The organism is Thiomicrolovo sp. ZZH C-3, assembly GCF_054862725.1.
The window spans coordinates 62,310-81,039 of the sequence record NZ_JBTKXX010000004.1 but is presented as its reverse complement, the minus strand read 5'-3'; the positions used below and the strand labels follow the sequence as shown (position 1 = coordinate 81,039).

The 18,730-nt window shown below is 57.9% G+C and carries 17 protein-coding genes; 11 read left to right on the top strand and 6 right to left on the bottom strand.

Annotated elements, in window-relative coordinates; genetic code table 11:
- Positions 1-52: 52 nt before the first annotated feature.
- Complete coding sequence (locus ACXWTF_RS11740) at positions 53-2,026, bottom strand: hypothetical protein (RefSeq protein WP_461715173.1); 1,974 nt, start codon at positions 2,024-2,026, stop codon at positions 53-55.
- Between the two features lie 71 nt (positions 2,027-2,097).
- A complete protein-coding gene (locus tag ACXWTF_RS11735; protein ID WP_461715172.1) occupies positions 2,098-2,487 on the bottom strand; it encodes a hypothetical protein in 390 nt (129 codons plus the stop codon).
- Positions 2,488-2,702: 215 nt separating this feature from the next.
- Here ACXWTF_RS11735 and grpE point away from each other — a divergent pair, with 215 nt between their 5' ends.
- Both grpE and dnaK read left to right on the top strand, forming a co-directional pair.
- Complete coding sequence (gene grpE, locus ACXWTF_RS11730; protein WP_461715171.1) at positions 2,703-3,260, top strand: nucleotide exchange factor GrpE; 558 nt, start codon at positions 2,703-2,705, stop codon at positions 3,258-3,260.
- A 20-nt stretch (positions 3,261-3,280) separates the two neighbouring features.
- A complete protein-coding gene (gene dnaK, locus ACXWTF_RS11725) occupies positions 3,281-5,161 on the top strand; it encodes a molecular chaperone DnaK (RefSeq protein ID WP_461715170.1) in 1,881 nt (626 codons plus the stop codon).
- Between the two features lie 83 nt (positions 5,162-5,244).
- On the opposite strand, the gene ACXWTF_RS11720 is transcribed toward dnaK, so the two are convergent.
- Positions 5,245-6,453, bottom strand: a complete 1,209-nt coding sequence (locus ACXWTF_RS11720) for an MFS transporter (protein WP_461715169.1) — start codon at positions 6,451-6,453, stop codon at positions 5,245-5,247.
- An 87-nt stretch (positions 6,454-6,540) separates the two neighbouring features.
- On the opposite strand from ACXWTF_RS11720, the gene ACXWTF_RS11715 reads away from it, so the two are divergent.
- The 3 genes from ACXWTF_RS11715 to ACXWTF_RS11705 all read left to right on the top strand — a co-directional run bounded on the left by ACXWTF_RS11715 (position 6,541) and on the right by ACXWTF_RS11705 (position 8,832).
- Positions 6,541-7,803: a glutamate-5-semialdehyde dehydrogenase gene (locus tag ACXWTF_RS11715; RefSeq protein WP_461715317.1), complete on the top strand. Its 1,263-nt coding sequence runs from the start codon at positions 6,541-6,543 to the stop codon at positions 7,801-7,803.
- On the top strand, positions 7,803-8,372 hold the full coding sequence (locus ACXWTF_RS11710; RefSeq protein ID WP_461715168.1) for an ATP-binding cassette domain-containing protein: 570 nt from the start codon (positions 7,803-7,805) through the stop codon (positions 8,370-8,372). Before ACXWTF_RS11715 ends, ACXWTF_RS11710 begins: the two co-directional genes overlap by 1 nt.
- A gap of 88 nt (positions 8,373-8,460) precedes the next feature.
- Entirely contained in the window at positions 8,461-8,832 is a 372-nt protein-coding gene (locus ACXWTF_RS11705) for a response regulator (RefSeq protein ID WP_461715167.1), read from the top strand.
- An 82-nt stretch (positions 8,833-8,914) separates the two neighbouring features.
- Here ACXWTF_RS11705 and ACXWTF_RS11700 read toward each other — a convergent pair whose 3' ends face one another.
- A complete protein-coding gene (locus ACXWTF_RS11700; protein WP_461715166.1) occupies positions 8,915-10,975 on the bottom strand; it encodes an ATP-binding protein in 2,061 nt (686 codons plus the stop codon).
- 160 nt (positions 10,976-11,135) lie between these two features.
- Between ACXWTF_RS11700 and ACXWTF_RS11695 the strand changes: the two genes are divergently transcribed.
- The 4 genes from ACXWTF_RS11695 to ACXWTF_RS11680 all read left to right on the top strand — a co-directional run bounded on the left by ACXWTF_RS11695 (position 11,136) and on the right by ACXWTF_RS11680 (position 15,919).
- Positions 11,136-14,288, top strand: coding sequence for an FIST N-terminal domain-containing protein (locus ACXWTF_RS11695; RefSeq protein ID WP_461715165.1), 3,153 nt, complete (start codon positions 11,136-11,138; stop codon positions 14,286-14,288).
- A 127-nt stretch (positions 14,289-14,415) separates the two neighbouring features.
- Positions 14,416-14,934 (top strand): PAS domain-containing protein, encoded by a 519-nt coding sequence (locus tag ACXWTF_RS11690; protein WP_461715164.1) that lies wholly within the window; start codon positions 14,416-14,418, stop codon positions 14,932-14,934.
- 16 nt (positions 14,935-14,950) lie between these two features.
- The gene (locus tag ACXWTF_RS11685; RefSeq protein WP_345969389.1) at positions 14,951-15,340 is read left to right on the top strand and encodes a hypothetical protein; all 390 of its coding nucleotides are present in this window, start codon (positions 14,951-14,953) and stop codon (positions 15,338-15,340) included.
- A gap of 45 nt (positions 15,341-15,385) precedes the next feature.
- Positions 15,386-15,919, top strand: coding sequence for a SixA phosphatase family protein (locus ACXWTF_RS11680; RefSeq protein ID WP_461715163.1), 534 nt, complete (start codon positions 15,386-15,388; stop codon positions 15,917-15,919).
- Here the strand turns inward: ACXWTF_RS11680 and ACXWTF_RS11675 are convergent.
- Positions 15,913-16,551, bottom strand: a complete 639-nt coding sequence (locus tag ACXWTF_RS11675) for a response regulator (RefSeq protein ID WP_461715162.1) — start codon at positions 16,549-16,551, stop codon at positions 15,913-15,915. The genes ACXWTF_RS11680 and ACXWTF_RS11675 overlap by 7 nt on opposite strands.
- A gap of 134 nt (positions 16,552-16,685) precedes the next feature.
- Here ACXWTF_RS11675 and ACXWTF_RS11670 point away from each other — a divergent pair, with 134 nt between their 5' ends.
- A complete protein-coding gene (locus ACXWTF_RS11670) occupies positions 16,686-17,000 on the top strand; it encodes a hypothetical protein (protein ID WP_461715161.1) in 315 nt (104 codons plus the stop codon).
- A 9-nt stretch (positions 17,001-17,009) separates the two neighbouring features.
- Positions 17,010-17,561, top strand: a complete 552-nt coding sequence (locus ACXWTF_RS11665; RefSeq protein ID WP_461715160.1) for a YqiA/YcfP family alpha/beta fold hydrolase — start codon at positions 17,010-17,012, stop codon at positions 17,559-17,561.
- On the opposite strand, the gene ACXWTF_RS11660 is transcribed toward ACXWTF_RS11665, so the two are convergent.
- Positions 17,558-18,700, bottom strand: coding sequence for a DegT/DnrJ/EryC1/StrS family aminotransferase (locus ACXWTF_RS11660; RefSeq protein ID WP_461715159.1), 1,143 nt, complete (start codon positions 18,698-18,700; stop codon positions 17,558-17,560). The genes ACXWTF_RS11665 and ACXWTF_RS11660 overlap by 4 nt on opposite strands.
- Between the last annotated feature and the right edge of the window lie 30 nt (positions 18,701-18,730).

Here is an 18,730-nt window from a genome sequence, read left to right as displayed (position 1 = left end):
GAGAACCAATCATAGCATAAAAGTCCCCACAGCCGGGGAAACGGTCCGGTTTTTATTTGAAAAGTGAATCAAAAAGCTGCTGGACCTGTTTGCCGGCCTCCTGCTCGATGAGTTTCCTCGCATCGATGGTCACGCCGGGGCGGGAGATCTTTCCTTTGAGCCGGAATGGGATCACGGCCCCTGCCGCCTCAAGTTTGACGTCGGCCCGGAGGGTATCGGCTGCCGTATCGATCTTCGCGTGCGTGCTCTGCAGGGTCGCCCGGTCGGAGCGGAGCCGGACATCGGCATCGATCTTTGTATCATCGAGGCGGGCAAGCGTCGTGCCGTCGAAGCGCTCTTTGTAGAGATCGACACTGCTGTATTGGCGCAGCAGATCAAAGGCGTTGTTGCGGGAGAAGGCCCCTTCGCTGAGCGCTCCTTTGAGTTCGCCCTTTTTGTCGTCAAGCCGGTAGTCGAGGGTCCCGTCGAAGCGGGCATCGAAGGTCTCGGGCTGGACGAGCATGTGCAGGGCAGCGGCCGTGCTGACCTGTTTGAAATCGGCATGAAGCGTCTGTGCTTTCAGGGTCGCGGCAATCGTTCCTTTTAAGAGGCTGCTGTTCGCATGCAGCAGCAGGGCATCATCATAGGTCAAATCGCCGGTGATCTTTGCAGTCCCCCGGAGCGGGCGTTCGGCCAGGGTGGAGAGCCTGCTCAGGTCGGGAACATTTGCCGTGTACGCCGCCTTCAGACGCTTTTGCTTGACGTTGTACTCCAGCGTATCGGAACGCAGAATAAAGAGGTCGGAGACGAAATCCGCAACGGTTGTGACAGACTCCCCGGCGAGTCGGCTCTGGGTCTTGAGCGTAAAAGCACTTGCGGGGAAAGGACGCCCGAGGAGTTTGGAAAGGGCGTCCGCATCTGCTCTGCCCTGGTTCATCTCAACCGCGACCGTCCCTTTGAGAGCGCCCGGTTCCAGGCTAGGCATTGTTGCCTTTCCGGAGACGTCGGCATCGGCAATCCGGGGGTAGCCGAACATGCTCAGCAGCCGTGCGAGCCTTAGATGCTGGGCGGTGACGTCGGCGGAGACAGGCGTGTAGGCTTTCAAGACGGCTTTGAGCGTACCTTTGCCTCCGGCGAGCTCTCCCGAAGCCGTGGCATCGAGATGCTCCCGGTCGCCTTTGAGCGCTCCTGCAAGTGCGACGGGGCCGTGCAGTGTCTTCCCTCTCAGCCCCCCCAGGAGGGCCAGCTCTTTGATGGCAAAAGCATAGCGGATATCCATACCGCCGTTTTGCGGGGTCAGCGTCCCCTCGGAGGTGAAGCGGCCCAGGGCGGAGTCGGTCCTGGCGTCGTAGGTGACGGTGTCGGCATTCAAGCGAGCTTTCAGTGTGGCGTTGAGGGCTGCATCGGGCAGCTGCACGCCGTAAGTGCTGTGGATCAGCTGACGGTTCAGGACGCCCTGCGCCAGGACGGCGTCGACCGTGCCGTCGAGGGCGGCGGGGTCGATGGAGTGCAGGAGAATCTCCGCGTCGATGCTCCCGGAGGCCAGCGGCGCCTGGCCGAGGAGGGAAAGCAGCTGTTCGAGCCTGGCATGGCGGACCGTGGCAGTGAGGGCCCCCGGGTTGAATGCATCCAGGGTCAGGCGGTAGTTTGTGTCGCCGCCGGCGGCATCGGTGTGCCCGGCAATCTCCAGCAGGGGCAGGGTGCCCGTCACCGTTCCTTCGGTCTGCAGGCTCCCCTGCATTTTCTGTGAACTGAGTGATGCCAGGTCTGTCAGATCGGCCCGGTAGCCGGCGGCGAGCGACCGGTCGAAGAGAGAATACTCCCCCTCCGCTTCGATGCGGCCGGCGCGATCCAGGAGGATGACGACGCTGAAACGGCGGAAACCGAGGTCGAACTGTTCAACATCAGTGGGCAGCGGCAGGGCTTCATTGAGCTTTTCTTGCACGATGCCGGCAATGATGCGGTTGCCCGGCGGGGTGAAAGGGAGGATGAGCAGGATGGCGATGAGTACGACGAAGCCGGTGAGGATCATAAGCGTCCGTTTCATGTCGCTCCTTTTTCGGTCATGGATGTATAGGGACATTATAACGCTGCGTCCGTTTGCCGGCCGGCAGTCGATTATTCGGTGTAGGTGGAGAAGGCGCCTTCAACGCTCAGAGCGCTTTTATAGCGTGTCGGGGTGAGGCGGACGGCTTTCGTTTTCAGGTTGCAGACGGCCAGACGGTAGTTGGATCCCATAAAAGGTTCGACGATGCAGACGATGCTGTCGCCGACCTGCCGCGTTGCATGGATGGTGCCCTGGAGAGTGTGAAAGAAGTACTTGGGGTAGCTCAGCGGCGTGATCTCGACGATGTCTACGCTTGTTCTGCGGTCAAGCGTCCCGGCAATGAGCGCCGCATCCTCATAGCTCTCGAACTGGACGCACCACTCGTCGAACTCCTTGTTGAAGTGTTTCAGATCCTCATCCAGAAAACCTCCCGCCGGCGATTGCAAAGCAAAAATACTCATATAAACGGCCTTTTCTAGCGGGATATCTTTTGACGGAATTGTACCATCTCCCCTGCAGCAGGGCTCTGAAGCGGGGTTGGGTAGGGAAAAAATTATACTTTAGTCATATAGACTCAATTATATTGAATTAAATATTACAATCAGTACTTGACATAGATAGACTCATGTAGTATAATTTGGTCAGATTTCAATGCGAAAGGAGTCTGACAGTCGCTATGTCTCAGGAAGAAAACAAGCCTAATAATGAAGAAACTTTGCCCAATGATGAAGAAATGATTGAGGAGATGGTTTCCGAAGAAGCCGAAGAGGTCGGTTCCGACCTTGAACGCGTCCAAATGGAACTGGATCAGCTCAAAGATAAGTATACACGGGTTCATGCGGACTTCGACAACATCAAGAAGCGCCTGGAACGCGAAAAGTACCAGGCCCTTGAATATGCCCAGGAGAAGTTCGCAAAGGACCTGATCCCGGTCGTCGACTCGCTGGAGATGGCCGTGAAGGCCGCCGACGGCGAAGGTATGGAGGCCTCCGAGCTTCTGGCCAAAGTGAAAGAGGGCGTCGAACTGACAATGAAGCAGTTCCTCAGCGCCCTGGAGAAACACGGCATTACGGCCGTAGGCGAAGAGGAACCGTTCGACCCGAACGTCCACCACGCGGTACAGCAGGTGGACAGCCCGGACCACGAGAGCGGCGAGATCGTCAGTACCTTCCAGAAAGGGTACAAATATAAAGAACGCACATTGCGCGACGCAATGGTCGTTATTGCAAACTAAAATAAAGAGAGGAACGACACATGAGTAAAGTAATCGGTATTGACCTTGGTACAACAAACTCCGCAGTAGCAGTCTATGAGGGCGGCGAAGCGAAAATCATCCCGAACAAAGAGGGGAAAAACACGACGCCTTCCGTCGTTGCCTTTACGGACAAGGGTGAAGTCCTCGTCGGTGACCCGGCGAAGCGCCAGGCGATCACGAACCCGGAGAAGACGATCTACTCCGTCAAGCGTATCATGGGTCTCATGATGAACGAAGAGAAGGCCAAAGAGGCGCATGACAAAGTCACTTACAAGATCGTTGACAAGAACGGTATGGCGGCGGTCGACGTCGCCGGTAAAGTCTACACGCCGCAGGAGATCTCCGCGAAGATCCTCACCAAGCTGAAAGAGGATGCGGAAGCCTACCTTGGTACGCCTGTCGCTGACGCGGTCATCACCGTCCCGGCCTACTTCAACGATGCCCAGCGTAAAGCGACGAAGGAAGCGGGAACGATCGCGGGCCTGAACGTCCTGCGTATCATCAACGAACCGACGGCGTCCGCACTGGCATACGGCCTGGACAAAAAAGGCGAAGAGAACGTGCTCGTCTACGACCTGGGGGGCGGTACGTTCGACGTTACGACCCTCGAGATCGCGGAAGGGACTTTCGAAGTCCTTTCCACCGACGGTAACGCCTTCCTTGGCGGTGACGACTTCGACAACCGTATCGTCGATTTCCTCGCAGCCGAGTTCAAGTCCGAAAACGGTATCGACCTCAAGGCGGACAAGATGGCACTCCAGCGCCTCAAAGACGCGGCGGAAGCGGCGAAGAAAGAGCTCTCAAGCGCAAGCGAAACAGAGATCAACCTGCCGTTCATCACGGCGGACGCGACAGGCCCGAAACACCTCGTCGTCAAACTGACCCGTGCGAAGTTCGAAGGGATGATCGACGATCTCATCAAAGAGACGATGACACACATCAACGTTGCGCTCAAAGATGCGGACCTTGACAAAGGCGAGATCAAAGAGGTCATCATGGTCGGCGGTTCCATCCGCGTCCCGCTGGCACAGCAGAAGGTCTCCGAATACTTCGGCGGCAAAGAGCTGAACAAATCGGTCAACCCGGACGAAGTCGTCGCCCTCGGTGCGGCGATCCAGGGCGGGGTCCTGCGCGGTGACGTCAAAGACGTCCTGCTGCTCGACGTGACACCGCTCTCCCTCGGTATCGAGACCCTCGGCGGCGTGGCGACCAAAGTCATCGAGAAAGGGACGACGATCCCGGTCAAGAAGTCCCAGGTCTTCTCCACGGCCGAAGACAACCAGCCGGCGGTCTCCATCCACGTCGTCCAGGGTGAGCGCGAGTTCGCCAAGGATAACAAGTCCCTCGGGATGTTCGAACTGACCGAGATCCCGGCGGCACCGCGCGGCGTTCCGCAGATCGAAGTCACCTTCGATATCGACGCCAACGGTATCCTGACCGTTTCCGCGGCCGACAAAGGTACGGGCAAACGCCAGGAGATCAAGATCACCGGTTCGTCAGGACTCTCCGAAGAGGAGATCAACAAGATGGTCCAGGACGCCGAGTCGCATAAAGCCGAAGATGAGAAGCGCAAAGAGCTTGTCGACCTGCGCAACCAGGCCGATGCGATGATCGCCCAGACGGAAAAAGCGATGAACGAAGCGGGCGAGAATATCGACGCTGCGGACAAAGCGAACATCGAAAGCGCGATTGCTGCCCTCAAAGAGACGCTCAAGGACGAGAATGCGACCAAAGAGCAGATCGAAGAGAAGCTCAAGACGCTGACAGAAGCAAGCCACAAACTGGCCGAGCAGATGTACAAGCAGGAGCAGGGCGGTGCCGCGGCCTCCGAAGGGGCCAAGAAAGCCGACGACGACGTTATCGACGCCGAAATCGAATAATAATAGCAGGCCCCCTGGGGCCTCCCTCCTTACACCTCTCCTTTTTCTCCTTATTGCGGCACAGTTCATAGCGAACAGTGCGTTTAGACCCCCGGATCTTCCAGCGAAAAACGGCGGCTGATCCATCGGAAATAGAGCGCCGAAACGATAAAAGCAACCCCGAGCAGGGCCATGACGATCTGCAGCCCCAATCCCCACTCCACCAGGATACCGATCAGAAACGAGACGGCAGAGACCGTCAGCAGGAAGATCATGTCGTTATAGGCGATGACACGGCCGTAGTAGGCCTCCTCGGTATGGTGCTGCAGCAGGGTATAGGTAAATGACCAGATGGTCGTCGTGCTGAGGCCGACAAGGATGGAGGCCGCCAGCGCGAGATAAAAGTGGGGCAGTGCCACCGCCCAGACGAGAATGGAAAAGGCCTGCAGCAGCAGAAGCAGCGGAAGCCTTCGGATGGTGATCCAGCGCCCCAGCAGCAGCGGGCCTCCCACCAGCCCCAGGGCGCGAAAAGCGTGGGTTAGCCCGATGGCCAGCGGCGCGGCGACGGCCGGAAGGTAGTAAGCCTCCGCTGCCAGCGGGACCAGGCCGTCAAAGGCGGTAAAGCCGACAAAGGCATGCAGAATAATGAGGTGCAGGGTCAGAGGGTTGCGTTTGAGGTAGCCGATGCTCTGTGACATCAGTGTAAGATAGCGGTCCGATTCGCGTGCCTTGTGCGGGGGGAAGAGGGCGGGCAGCAGCAGCACGAACGCGACGGCGAACAAGGCGGCGTCGGCAAGAAAAGCGGTCTTGACGCCGAGGTAGTAGACGGCAATACCGCTGAGGGCCATCCCGACCGTGTAGGAGACAGACCAGATAATGGAGTGCAGTTCATTGGCGTGTTTGAGGGCCGAGGCCTTCAGAAAACGCGGCAGCAACGCCATTTCGAGCGTAAAGTAGAAACTCGAAGCTCCCATACGGATGAAGACGAGGATGAACAGCAGCCACAGGTGCGCGGCGTCGTCGATCAGCATCAGCGGCAGGGTCGTGACGATCTCGATCAGCAGCAAAAAGAGCATCAGCCGTTTCGGGGCGATCTTGTCGATGAGCGCACCGGAGAAGGGGGCCTGCAGGACCCCGGGCAGGAAGTGCAGGGCCGCGACGGTGGCGACGACGAGGGGTGATGCGCCGAGGTTAAGCAGGAGGGTAAAGATGGCGACGTTGCTGAACCACGCCCCGAAATAGGCGATGAGCTGGATGGTGGAGATACGCCGCAACAGCGGTTCGTTCTTCAAGAGGGCTATGTAGTGTTTCACGCAGGAATGCTCCGGGAAAGATTGACGGAGGAATGGTAGCGTAATCGCGGCTAAAGCGCGCCGCACAGCCGCCCTTTGGTATAATGGCTGTCAAAAGCGACAGAAAAGCGAGACGATATGAATGCATTTTTGGAAGAGGCGAAAGCGGCGAGCCGGGAGCTGATGCTGCTCAGCGGTGCGGAGAAGAACCGCCTGCTGCGGGAGATGGCGGCTGCGCTGCGCTCGGCGACGATGGACATCATCGAAGCCAACGCACAGGATATGAAAGCGGCGGAGGAGAACAACCTCAGCCCCGCGCTCAAAGACCGGCTGCTGCTGGATGAAAAGCGCATCGACGCGATGGCGACGGCCGTCGAGGAGATCGCGGCGCTGAAGGAACCCGTGGGCCGGGTACTCGACGGCTGGGTGACGGACGACGGGCTCAAGATCGAAAAGGTGAGTATCCCCATCGGCGTGATCGGCATCATCTACGAATCGCGCCCCAACGTCACCTCCGATACGGCGGCGCTCTGTTTCAAGAGCAATAACGTCTGCGTGCTCAAGGGGGGCAAGGAGGCGGAGCACTCCAATGTCGCCATCGCCAAGGTGCTGCGCGCGACGCTGAAACAAAACGGCCTGCCCGAGGCGCTGATCTCCCTGCTGCCCGATGCGTCGCGCGAAGGGGTGGCGAGACTGATCAAGATGGATAAATACGTCGACCTGATCGTCCCCCGCGGCGGGGAGGGGCTGATCCGTTACGTCAGCGAGAACGCGACGGTGCCGGTCGTCAAGCATGACAAGGGGCAGTGCCACACCTACATCGACAAAGACGCAGACATGGAGAAGGCGGTGAAGATCGCTGTCAACGCCAAGGTGGACCGTCCCGGCGTCTGCAACGCGATGGAGACCCTGCTCGTCGACAGAAGCATTGCGGCCGAAGCGCTGCCGAAGCTCAAAGCGGCCTTTGATGCGGCGCATACGGAGCTTAAAGGGTGTGACGATACCCGGGAGATCATCGATGTCGCCGAAGCGACGGAGGCGGATTTCGATACGGAGTACCTGGCCAACATCCTTAACATCCGTACGGTCGACGGCGTCGACGGTGCTGTGTCGCACATTATCCGTTTCGGTTCGGGCCACTCCGAGGCGATCATCACGGAGAACTATACGACGGCGGAGCGCTTCCTCAATGCTGTCGATGCCGCGGCGGTCTACGTCAACGCGTCGACCCGCTTCACCGACGGCGGGGCCTTCGGCTTCGGTGCCGAAGTGGGGATCTCCACGAACAAGCTGCATGCACGCGGCCCGATGGGCATCGAGGGGCTAACGACCTACAAGTTCAAAGTCTACGGCAACGGCCAGATCCGCTGATGCAGGTGCTACGGGTTGAGGGGCTCTCCTTCGGCTACACGCAGGAGCGGGCGCTCTATGACGACTTCTCCATGACACTTGAAACGGGAGAGATCAAAGCGATCGTCGGTCCCAGCGGGGCGGGCAAGAGCACCCTTTTCGAACTCATTCTCGGCAACCTCCGCCCCCGTGCCGGCACGATCGAGGCGCTGCCGGCCTCCATGGTCTTCCAGGATCCCTACAGCTCCTTCCACCCCACCTATACCATCCTCAACCAGATCAACGATGTGGCGGATACGGCGGGGATGGAACACTACCTGCAGGATATGGGGCTGGACGAAGCGCTCCTGCACAAACTGCCCCATGAGCTCTCCGGGGGCCAGCTGCAGCGCGCTTCCATCCTGCGCGCGCTGCTGATGAAACCGAAGCTGCTGCTGCTGGACGAGCCTACTTCCGCACTGGACAACGTCATCCAGCTTGATGTGATGCAGCTGCTGCTGCGCCACCTGGGAGAGGTCGGCATGCTGCTGATCACCCACGAGATCGATCTGGCGAACTGGTGCGCCGACGAGATCATCGAAATCGGCTGAAGGGCGTCCTCTCTCTTTTGTGCGAAAATACCTACAGAAATGAAGCGCATGCTCCGCTACAATGCGTCAAAAATTACAAGGAAAGCGCATGAGCAAACGTATTCTGATCGTGGATGACATCGGTTTTATCGTCGAATTCGAATCGCAAGTCATTGATGCCCTCTCCAAAGAGGTAAAGCAGAAGATCCTGATCGATTCGGCCAACTCCGTCCATGAAGCGCTTTCGAAGATCGCGCAGAACGACTACGATGCCATGGTGGTCGATATGAACCTCCCCGACGGTACGGGGATCGAGATTGCGAAGGCGGCACAGGCGAAGAGTGCCGATACGCGCATTGCGGCACTGACGATCTATCCCCAGAAGTTCGAACAGGACCACACCTTCTTCGACGCCTTTTTCAAAAAACCGATTCTGCCTGATACCTATAAAGAGAATGTCCGCCGGCTGCTTCAGCTCTAGAAGAAACGACTCCCGTCACGCTTCCTGGCATTTCCGCACAAGCGCATTAACGGCGCCGCGGGCTCCCAGCTTATTCCTGCTATCACTCCTTGGCGGCGAGTGCCGCTTTGAGCATACTTTTAATCTCTTTTTTATTGAACGGTTTCCCGACATAGGCGTCAAAGAGGGGGTTGTCCGAGGCGGCCGCTTTCGGATCCCCTGAAATGGAGACGACGTACGCGGCCGGGAGGTCGTGCTGTTTTTCGATGGCCCGCAGTTCCCGGACGACTTCATTGCCTGAGATCTTGGGCATATTGTTATCGAGCAGGAGCAGGGAATAGGGCTGGTTGTCCAGGATCCCTTTGGCAAGCAAGTCGATGGCCCGCTGGCCGTCCTGGGCCGTTTCGATCTCACAGAACTCCTCTTCGAGAATGGCTTTGACCAGTTCGATATTGATGCGGTCGTCATCGGCGACAAGGACTTTGGGCACGCTGCGGCTGGAAAGCATGGCATAGAGCGTACTGGCGTAGTAGCCGTACTGTGAAATGACATCCATTCCTGCCGCTTTTTGCGTTTTGGTCATGGAGAGGAAGCGCTCCTCGATGATCGTCAGGGGCAGGGTGTGCTCTTTGGCATACGTGTATACCTGTTCGTCGCATTTGTGCTGAAACGCGATGAGGTGCGTGGCGTCGGAAGGCGTCTGGACGACAGAGCGGATTGCGATGATGTTGGATTTCGGCAGGCCCATACGCAGCAGGTAGCGCATGATGTTCTTGCTCGTCGGCATGTTGGTTTCGTCCATGAGGATGGCGAGCTTGCTGCCGGGCTGCTTGAGCGCCGCAAAACTCGGAGCCGTGTTGACGACCTGCAGCGGGACCGTGAAGAAGAAGCGGCTTCCTTTGTCTATTTCGCTCTCCAGCTCCAGTGTACCGCCGAGGTCATGGACGTACTGGGCGCTGATGGCGAGGCCGAGACCGGTGCCGCCGAAGGTCGAAGCCGTTTCGTCGGTTGCCTGTCTGAAGGCTTCAAAGATCGCCTGCCGGTGCTCCTCGGCGATCCCTATCCCCGTATCGGTCACTGCGATCTTCATGGCGTTGTTGCCGGTTTCGTAGACGACGGCAAGCTCGACGGAACGCCCGGTCGGGGTGAACTTGTAGGCGTTGCCGATCAGGTTGATAATGATCCGCTTGAGCTTGGCGGCGTCGATGGTGATCTCCTTGGGGAGTGCCGGGTCGATATAGACAAGGTAGTCGAGTGCCTTGTCCGACATGTTCGCCGAGAAGATATCGGCGATATCCGCAAAGAACTTCGCCGGCGTGATCCGCAGCGGTTTGGTGTCTGCACGTTCCCGCTGTGTCGACACACGGTCGAGGATGGAGGTCGTCAGTTCGTTGATGAAGCGGGCGCTCTCCTTGGCATTGCGGACATACTGCAGCAGCCGGGCGTTGTCGACCTGCCCCTCGAGCAGTTCCAGGAAACCGAAAAGGGCGTTGGCCGGGGTCCGGATATCGTGGACCGTATTGGCGAGGAAGATGAGGGTTTCATCGGAGGTCGCCGGCGAAGGGTGTGCCTGTTCGTTCTCCTCGACCTGCCGGCTGATCGCGTTGGAGCTCTCTTTCAGGCGTTCGCTGAGATAGATCTCTGGTGTACCCTTCGCCTGCTTTTCCGGGTACATGCGGTAGATGACGTTGATGAGGAAGGGGGCGACCGCTTCGAGCATCTCCATGTCATCTTCGTCGAAGTTCTGCTTGTGGCGGACCGAAGAGTAGGCCGTGACGATGCCCAGCAGGCGTTCGTCGTTGATCAGCGGCAGGATGATCTTGGATTTCATGCGGATCTCATCGGGGTTGTCCGTCTCCGGACAGTACTCTTTCTCGCTGGCAAGATAGTTGTAGATCCCCCCGCTCAGGGTCAGGAAGCTTTTGGCCAGGACGCCGCGCTGGTCGAGCATGGAGATCTCGCAGACCTGGTCGGCTTCGCGGGCACGTTTGAGCGACGCTTCCATCTCGTCAAAGACCCAGAGCGAGGCGAATTCGGAATCGAGCAGCGTGGTCACAAGCTTTTCGGCCACTGCGTTGATCTGCCGGTTGTCGTTGGCGACTTCGATGCTGCGTGTCGAATCCTGGAGCAATGATTTCAGCTCGCTGCTGTTGAATTTTTGCATCGGTATTCCCTCTGGCATGGAGTGTACGGGCATTGCCGCCCGGAAGCTTTGAGGCGGATTATAATTAAAAACAGGGATGAAAGACTGTAGGAAAATGCCTACACTTCGTGATACAATTGAGACAATACATAAAAAGACACATTGAGAAACAACGCGATAAATGATACAGTTTAACCATATTTACAGTGACAAAGAGACCTTTGAAAAGGCGCTGGCGGAGACGGGGATTGGCTTTGAGAACAAGACGGTGCTTGTGCAGATGTTCTCTTCATTACAGGAACGGGATGCGGTAGCGCAGATCGCGGCGGCGGTGCTTTCACTGCTGCCAGGTGCCACGCTGATCGGCGCGTCGACGGTGGGGGAGATCGTCGGCGGGGTGATGACGGAGAAGCAGACGGTGCTGGGGATCTCCGTTTTTGAGAAGAGCACTGTCCGCGCCGTTTCCGGGATTGATGACGATTCACTCAGACTGGGGAATATGCTTGGAGAGGCACTCTGCAAGGATGATGTCCGCTGTCTCATCTGTTTCGCGGACGGCATCCGCCACAGCAGCGACTTCCTGGAGGCCTTTCGGGCTGCCAATTGCAAGAACATCCCGATGGCCGGCGGGATGGCCGGCGACCTGCTGCGTTTCAAGCATACCTATACCATCCACCAGGACCGCGTCTTTGAAGGCGGGGCGGTCGGTGTCGCATTGGTCGGGGAGGCGCTGGAGGTGTTCCAGGACCTGAATATGGGGTGGCACCCCGTCGGCAAAGAGATGACGATTACCCGCGCCGAGAAAAACCGGGTCTATACCATTGACGGCAAGCCCACGATCGAACTCTACCGGGAGGTACTGGGAGCGTCCGTTGTCCGGGAGCTTCCCGCATCCGCCATGGGCTTCCCCCTGATCAAGCAAAGCGGCGGGATCCCGATTGCCCGTTCCATGCTCGGGGCGTTCGAGGACGGCAGCGTCCTTTATGCAGGTACCCTGAAGGAGGGAGACCGCGTACAGTTCGGCATCGGCAGTGCGGATCTTGTCAACAGCTACACCCCCGGGGAGACGATCCCCAGTGAAGTGCAGGCGTTGCAGGCTGCCTTCATCTACTCCTGTTCGGGCCGGAAACAGTTCCTGGGTAAACAGCTTGAAGTGGCCCTGGACCGGATTGATGCGTTTGCGCCGGCGGTCGGTTTTTTTACCTACGGCGAGTTCTACACCTCCGCGTCGGGGGCGGAACTGCTCAACATCACTTCGACGATCCTCTTTCTCCGCGAAGCGGGGACGCAGAGCAGACGTTTCGAGGGTCCGCAGGGCGGGCGGAAGCAGCAGCGGGCCGCCAATGCCGGCGAAAAGGCTGTGTTTCATCTCATCGATTACAATACGCAAGCCCTGGAGAAGCAGTCTCGGTCGCTGGCGGCGGCAAAAAGAAGTCTGCACGAACATATTGACGGCATCAATGAGGTCCTGATCGTCTCCAAGACGGACAAACACGGCATCATTACCTACGTCAATCCGAACTTTGAACGGATCAGCGGCTACTCGCGCGAGGAACTGATCGGACAGTCCCATAACATCGTCCGCAGCCCGAATACACCCGATGCGCTTTTTGAAGAGATGTGGAATACGATCACTTCGGGGCAGATCTGGCACGGCAGTTTCGCGAACCGCCGGAAAGACGGCACGGACTACTATGTCAAAAGCTCCATCATCCCCCTGCATGATGAGCAGGACAAAATCGTGGAGTTCTTCGCGATCCGGGAAGATATCACCGACCTGATCGAAACGCAGCTGGCCTACAAGCGCGAACACACTTTTACGCAGAAGCTGCTCAACAACGATGAGAGCATTATCCTGATCATCCGCAACGGGGTGACGGAGAAGGTCAACCAGACCTTTTTCAGGCTTTTCCCCTTTGATGACTTCGATGACCTCATGAAGTCCAAGCGCTGCATCAATTCGCTCTTCATCCCCAAGGAGGGGTTTCTCAGCGCGGGAGGAAGGCAGGCATGGTACCAGAAGCTCCTGGACGAACCCAACCGGATCCACAAAGCGCTGATGGAAGATAGGGAAGGGACCGTCCGTACGTTTTCGGTGCGGGCGAGACAGGTGAAGTTCGAAAACGATGAGTACATCTTCTGCTCCTTCAACGACGTCACCGAACTGGAGGAGGCCCGCATCCAGGCCGAGAAGGCCGAAGAGGCCCAGGCGACGTTCCTGGCCAATATGTCCCATGAGATCCGCACGCCGATGAACGGGATCCTCGGCTTTACGGGCATGCTGAAAAAGAGCGGTCTGAATGCTCAGCAGATGGAGTACCTCGACATTATCGAACGCTCCTCGGCAACCCTGCTTGAGATCATCAACGATGTCCTTGATTTTTCAAAAATCAAGAGCCACCATATGGTGCTCGAGCACATTCCCGTCGATCTCTATGAAGAGCTCAATACCGCCTTCGCCCTGATGCAGCCCGCGGCGCTCCAGAAGCAGCTGCACTACGCAAGCCGTTTCGATCCGGAGATGCACAAGGTCGTGCTGGGGGACCCGACCCGTCTGAAGCAGATTATTATCAATCTGCTCTCCAATGCCATCAAATTCACCCCGGAATCGGGTGAGGTCAAGCTGCGGACCGAGGTCCTTGAAACCCATCCCAAAGACGGTCAGCTGGTCCGTTTTGTCGTCGAAGACAATGGGATCGGTATCCAGAAGGAGAAGCAGGAGCGCATATTCAGCCCCTTTACCCAGGCCAACGAATCGACGACGCGGGAGTTCGGCGGGACCGGTCTTGGGCTGAGCATCTGCGCCTCTTTGGTTGCGGCGATGGGCAGCGAACTCAAACTCTACAGCAAAGAGGGCAAAGGCACGGTCTTCTACTTTGACCTTGTACTGGCGTCGTACGATGCCGTCTCAAACGCCCTGGCCCAGGCGGAAGAGAGCGAAACGTCCGATACGGGAACGGCACAGGCGATTAACACCGGTATGAAAGTACTGGTCGCCGAAGACCTCGAGATGAACCGGCTGCTGGTCCAGCTGCTCCTTTCCAATTACGGCATCGATGCCGTCTTTGTCGAAAACGGCAAGGAGGTCCTTGACAAAATGGAGGAAGATGCATTCGATCTGATCCTGATGGACGTCAACATGCCGGTGATGAACGGACTCGATGCGACCCGCCGTATCCGGAAGAAGCTTGGCAGCACCATCCCTATTATCGCGCTGACGGCGAACGCCATGGAGGGCGACCGGGAGAAGTTCCTGGAAAGCGGCATGAACGGCTACCTGACCAAACCGCTGGAAGAGAAAAAGCTCGAAGCGGTGCTCCGGCAATACTCCTAGCCACCCACCGGCAGCGCCTTCGCCGGCAAAGATAGACCCCTCCCTCACATGTAGGATATTCCCTACATATTCCGATCACGCTATTCCGTTAAGATTGTCCCGAAAAAATCAAAAAGGGAGCCAGAATATGGAAAGACCGACACCGACCGACGTTGAACATGAAGTGACCGATGTGGATATGATCGTATCCAAAGGTGATGCCGACGGGAACATCACCTATACCAACCCGATTTTTATGAAAGTTTCCGGGTACTCACAGGGGGACCTGCTGGATCAGCCGCACTCCATCCTGCGCCACCCGGACATGCCAAAGGTGATCTTCAAATACCTGTGGGAGAACATCAAAGCGGGCAAGGAGGTCTACGCCTACGTCAAGAACCTCTGTAAAGACGGGGGGTACTACCTGGTACTTGCCCAGGTCCGTATGGCCAAAAACCCCGACGGTTCTTTCAGAAACTACGTTTCGACGCGCCGCCGGATGAAGCAGCCGGCCCGGGATGTCATCCTCCCGCTCTATACAAAGCTGCTCGAGATCGAAAAGAGCGACGGGGTGGAAGCATCGGAAAAAGCACTGATGGATTTTCTCAGCGAAAACGGCCAGAGTGTGGACACATTCAACGACTTTATGCAGTCACTGAACAACTAGAGAAGAAGGATAGACAATGATCGATTTTGACAAATCCATGCAAAGACTCCGTGCGGTGAACGGTTACCTCGGTTCGGCGGTTTTGAACTACTCCGGTGAGACCCTCTATATCGATAACGACCATACGGGGACAGACATCCCCTATTCGGCCAGTATTTTCAATGACGCCTTCCGGATGGTGACGGAGTCCTCCCTGGACGTCGGCTTCAGCGAAGCATCCTCCATTGAGGCGAAGACCCACGACGGTCACGTTTTTCTCATTAACAGTGCCGGTGAATTCGGCCAGGACAACTTCGCGAAGATCAACGTCTTCGCCATTTTCCGTGACGACGGGAATGTGGCGCTGGCCAAGATGATCATGGACAAAGCGGCCAAGACCATGTCACAGGAGCTGGGGCGCATCTAACCGCGTCTCCCGCACCGGAAGGGCGATACCATCAAAACGCTATATTTGATTCATCATGCGAAATCGGACTGGGAAGAGCCGGGGGCAAGCGATTTCGAACGCGGATTGACCGACAGGGGCTACCGGGATATCAATACCATCGGATCGTACCTGCTGCTGCGGGGGATCGTACCTGATATCATCCTCTCGAGCAGCGCCCTGCGTGCCCAGGAGAGTGCGGACAAACTTGCCCTCAAAGTGGGCTTCGAGGGGCCGCTGCTCTACCTGAGCGAACTCTACCTGACACCCCCGGAGACGATCCTGGAGACGGTGATGCTGCAAGAAGACGACGCGGAAAGCATCTTCGTCATCGGCCACAACCCGCAGTTGACCGCGTTTGCGAATATGCTGACAGAAGAGCATGTCTCGAAGATCCCCACGATGGGGGTGGTGGCGATGACGTTTGATATCGGGAGCTGGCAGGCACTGGAGGAGCAGAAAGGCGCCATCGATTTCTTTATCTTCCCGAAGCAGTTCAAGTACTACCTGCCGAACCAGATCCGGGCCGTGCTGGACCGGAACGGGCCCGCCGATCAGTAAGCGGCGATCTCGTGCTCGAAGGCGAAGCGGAGCAGCTCTGTCGTACTGGAGAGGCCCAGTTTCTCCAGGATGCGGGTGCGGTAGGTTGAGACGGTCTTGGGACTGACGCCCAGTTCCGCGGCGATCTCCTTGTAGGAGAGGCCGCGCGCGATCAGGGAGAGCACCTCCAGTTCGCGCTTGGAAAGCGAGGCCGTCATGGCCTGCTCCTGCTTGCCCAGGTCGGTGCCGTACGGCATGGTCTCTTCCAGGGTGGGGCTGATGTACTTCTTACCTTTGGCCACGGTGATGATGGCCCGTACGAGCTCGTCGCCGATCACGGCCTTGTTGAGGTAGCCCGAGGCACCGGCCCGAAAAGCCTGCAGTGCATAGGGGTCTTCGGGGTAGGCGCTGAGCACCAGTATCGGCAGTGCCGGAAAGCGGGCACTGACGCTTTCGATCGATTCCATTCCGTTTTTGTCGCCGAGATTCAGGTCGAGGATCAGCAGGGTGTACTCCCCCTTGGCCAGGAACGCCATCAGCTCGTCGAATGAGGAGGCGTTGGCAGTGACGGACATCTCATCCTGCCGTTCGATCAGCATGATCAGTCCGCTGCGGACGATCTCGTGGTCATCGGCGATAATAATATTCATCATGGTGCTCTTTCGCATACTTTTTTGGTGCCTATTATAATAAAAATAAGATGGTAACAGGCTGTAACACGCGCTTTAACGCGATTTAATTCATCCTGGGGTAGCCTGTCCCCAATCAAACGGTAGGAGACGAACAATTGGAGCAGCTGATCACGGAGACATTGGGATACGCCCGTACCCATTTCACGGCCTTCGGCCTGGAAGCCGCGCAGGTGGATGCGCTGATTGCCGCAGGGGAGCGGGACCTTCGCAAGGAGCTTCTGCAGCTCAAAACGCTGGCGGCAGCCCTCCCGGTCAATGATGAAAAAGTCGCCCAGTCGCTCCATGCGCTCAAGGGACTGTTGATGAATATGGGCAATAACAACGCGGGCCGGCAGTTTGCAGAGCTCGAAGCAACCTTCAAAAAGACCGGGGAGGTCGCGGGGATCCTGAAACTACTGGCAGCGGGGTAAGGCCGGCCCATGATCCTCTATCTTCACGGGTTCGCCAGCTGCGGCGATTCGACGAAAACCAGGCTGCTCAAGGCGTATTTCGGCGAAGCGGAAGTAATGGCGCCCGACCTCCCGGTTGCACCGGCGGAAGCGCTTGCGTTTTTGCGGCGGTTGATCACGCAACATGACATTACGCTTCTGATCGGCTCCTCCCTGGGCGGTTTTTACGCGACGGCGCTGAGTAGCGAGTTTGATCTGGCTGCCGTATTGATCAACCCCTCTGTCCATCCCTACCGGACGCTGGCACCCTATGTGGGGACGAACACGTTCTGGTGCAGCGGCGAACCTTTCGAGTGGACAAACGAGTACCTGCTGCAGCTGGCACGGATTGCCGAGATGATGCAGCTGTCCGACACACGACTGCTGGTGCTGCTGCAGACGGGGGATGAGCTGCTGGATTACCGCGTGGCCGAAGCCGTCTATGCTGGATATGAGGTCGTAGTGGAAGCAGGCGGCAACCACCGCTTTGAGAATCTGGGGGAGTACCTTGAACGGATCGAGGCGTTCTACAGGGGTGCTTAGCGCACGCCGCTGGGCAGGGTGGCGATGCGCGCCTGGAGCCAGCGGGCATTGTCCGCGTCCGTCCCGGCGCATTCGCTGAAGCGGGGCAGGTCACTGATCAGCGGCCAGAGCGCCCGGGCGGCGACCCCTTCGGCATTGGTCGCCTCCAAGAAGGCGTCACGGTCTTCGGGCGCTTCGAAGAGCAGGGCATTGAGCCAGCAGTTGGGTTCGCTCTGTTTTTTCATCCGGAACAGCTGCAGCTCCTCATCCTCTTCATACTCCGCGAAGAACTCCCGGTAGCGGCGGGTGAGGTCCCGCTGTTTGGTGACGATGGTGCGGATGTGCTCCATCTGCGCACAGCCGACTGCGGCGTTCAGGTTGGATATACGGCTGGAAAAACGCCCCTGGGCCGCGCCCGGGGTATCGGAGAGATAGGGGATCGTCCCGACGCTTCTTGCCTGTTCGGCCAGGGCTTCGTCATCGCAGACAAGTACGCCGCCGTCTCCGCAGGTGGCGATCTTATGCCCTTCAAAACCGTAGATGCCGCAGCGGCCGAAACGCCCGGCCATGGTCCCTTTGTAGGCGGAACCGAAGGCCTCGGAGGCATCCTCGATCAGCATAATGCCATACTCGTCGCAGACACTGCGGATATCGTCGATGCGGCAGGGAAACCCGAGGGTGTGCACCGGGACGCAGGCGGTGATCCGCTTGCCGGTATGGCGGTTGAAACACCCCTCCTCACGCAGTTCGGCATTGTAGGCGAGGAACTCCCGCAGACGGTCGGGGTCCATCCCCATCGTCTTGCGTTCGACATCGATGAAAATGGGCTCGGCGCCGAAGCTGTCGACGGTGTTGGCCGTCATCGCATGGGCAAGGGGCTGGGTCAATACCTCGCAGTCCGGGCCGGTCCCCGCCAGGACGAGGGCGGCACGCATTGCCGATTCGGTACTGTTGAAGGCAACGGCATGGCGGGCGCCGCAGTATTCACGCACCATTCCCTCGAAACGTTCGACGTATTCGCCCTCCGAGGAGACCTCCATACTTTCGATACAGCTGCCGAGGTAGTTCTTCTCGTTGCCGACGAAACGGGGTGCGTGGAGTGGAACGGCCCCGTTGCTTCTGAACAGGTTCCGGATATAACGTACGGTATTGCTGTACATAGCCTTCCTTTCGATCAGTGATTGCCTGCG

What these genes read in the sequence shown, in the direction of transcription:
- ACXWTF_RS11740 (WP_461715173.1), bottom strand. Translation starts at nt 2,026, where the DNA reads ATGAAACGGACGCTTATGATCCTCACCGGCTTCGTCGTACTCATCGCC.
- ACXWTF_RS11735 (WP_461715172.1), bottom strand. Translation starts at nt 2,487, where the DNA reads ATGAGTATTTTTGCTTTGCAATCGCCGGCGGGAGGTTTTCTGGATGAG.
- grpE (WP_461715171.1), top strand. Translation starts at nt 2,703, where the DNA reads ATGTCTCAGGAAGAAAACAAGCCTAATAATGAAGAAACTTTGCCCAAT.
- dnaK (WP_461715170.1), top strand. Translation starts at nt 3,281, where the DNA reads ATGAGTAAAGTAATCGGTATTGACCTTGGTACAACAAACTCCGCAGTA.
- ACXWTF_RS11710 (WP_461715168.1), top strand. Translation starts at nt 7,803, where the DNA reads ATGCAGGTGCTACGGGTTGAGGGGCTCTCCTTCGGCTACACGCAGGAG.
- ACXWTF_RS11705 (WP_461715167.1), top strand. Translation starts at nt 8,461, where the DNA reads ATGAGCAAACGTATTCTGATCGTGGATGACATCGGTTTTATCGTCGAA.
- ACXWTF_RS11700 (WP_461715166.1), bottom strand. Translation starts at nt 10,975, where the DNA reads ATGCAAAAATTCAACAGCAGCGAGCTGAAATCATTGCTCCAGGATTCG.
- ACXWTF_RS11695 (WP_461715165.1), top strand. Translation starts at nt 11,136, where the DNA reads ATGATACAGTTTAACCATATTTACAGTGACAAAGAGACCTTTGAAAAG.
- ACXWTF_RS11690 (WP_461715164.1), top strand. Translation starts at nt 14,416, where the DNA reads ATGGAAAGACCGACACCGACCGACGTTGAACATGAAGTGACCGATGTG.
- ACXWTF_RS11685 (WP_345969389.1), top strand. Translation starts at nt 14,951, where the DNA reads ATGATCGATTTTGACAAATCCATGCAAAGACTCCGTGCGGTGAACGGT.
- ACXWTF_RS11675 (WP_461715162.1), bottom strand. Translation starts at nt 16,551, where the DNA reads ATGATGAATATTATTATCGCCGATGACCACGAGATCGTCCGCAGCGGA.
- ACXWTF_RS11665 (WP_461715160.1), top strand. Translation starts at nt 17,010, where the DNA reads ATGATCCTCTATCTTCACGGGTTCGCCAGCTGCGGCGATTCGACGAAA.
- ACXWTF_RS11660 (WP_461715159.1), bottom strand. Translation starts at nt 18,700, where the DNA reads ATGTACAGCAATACCGTACGTTATATCCGGAACCTGTTCAGAAGCAAC.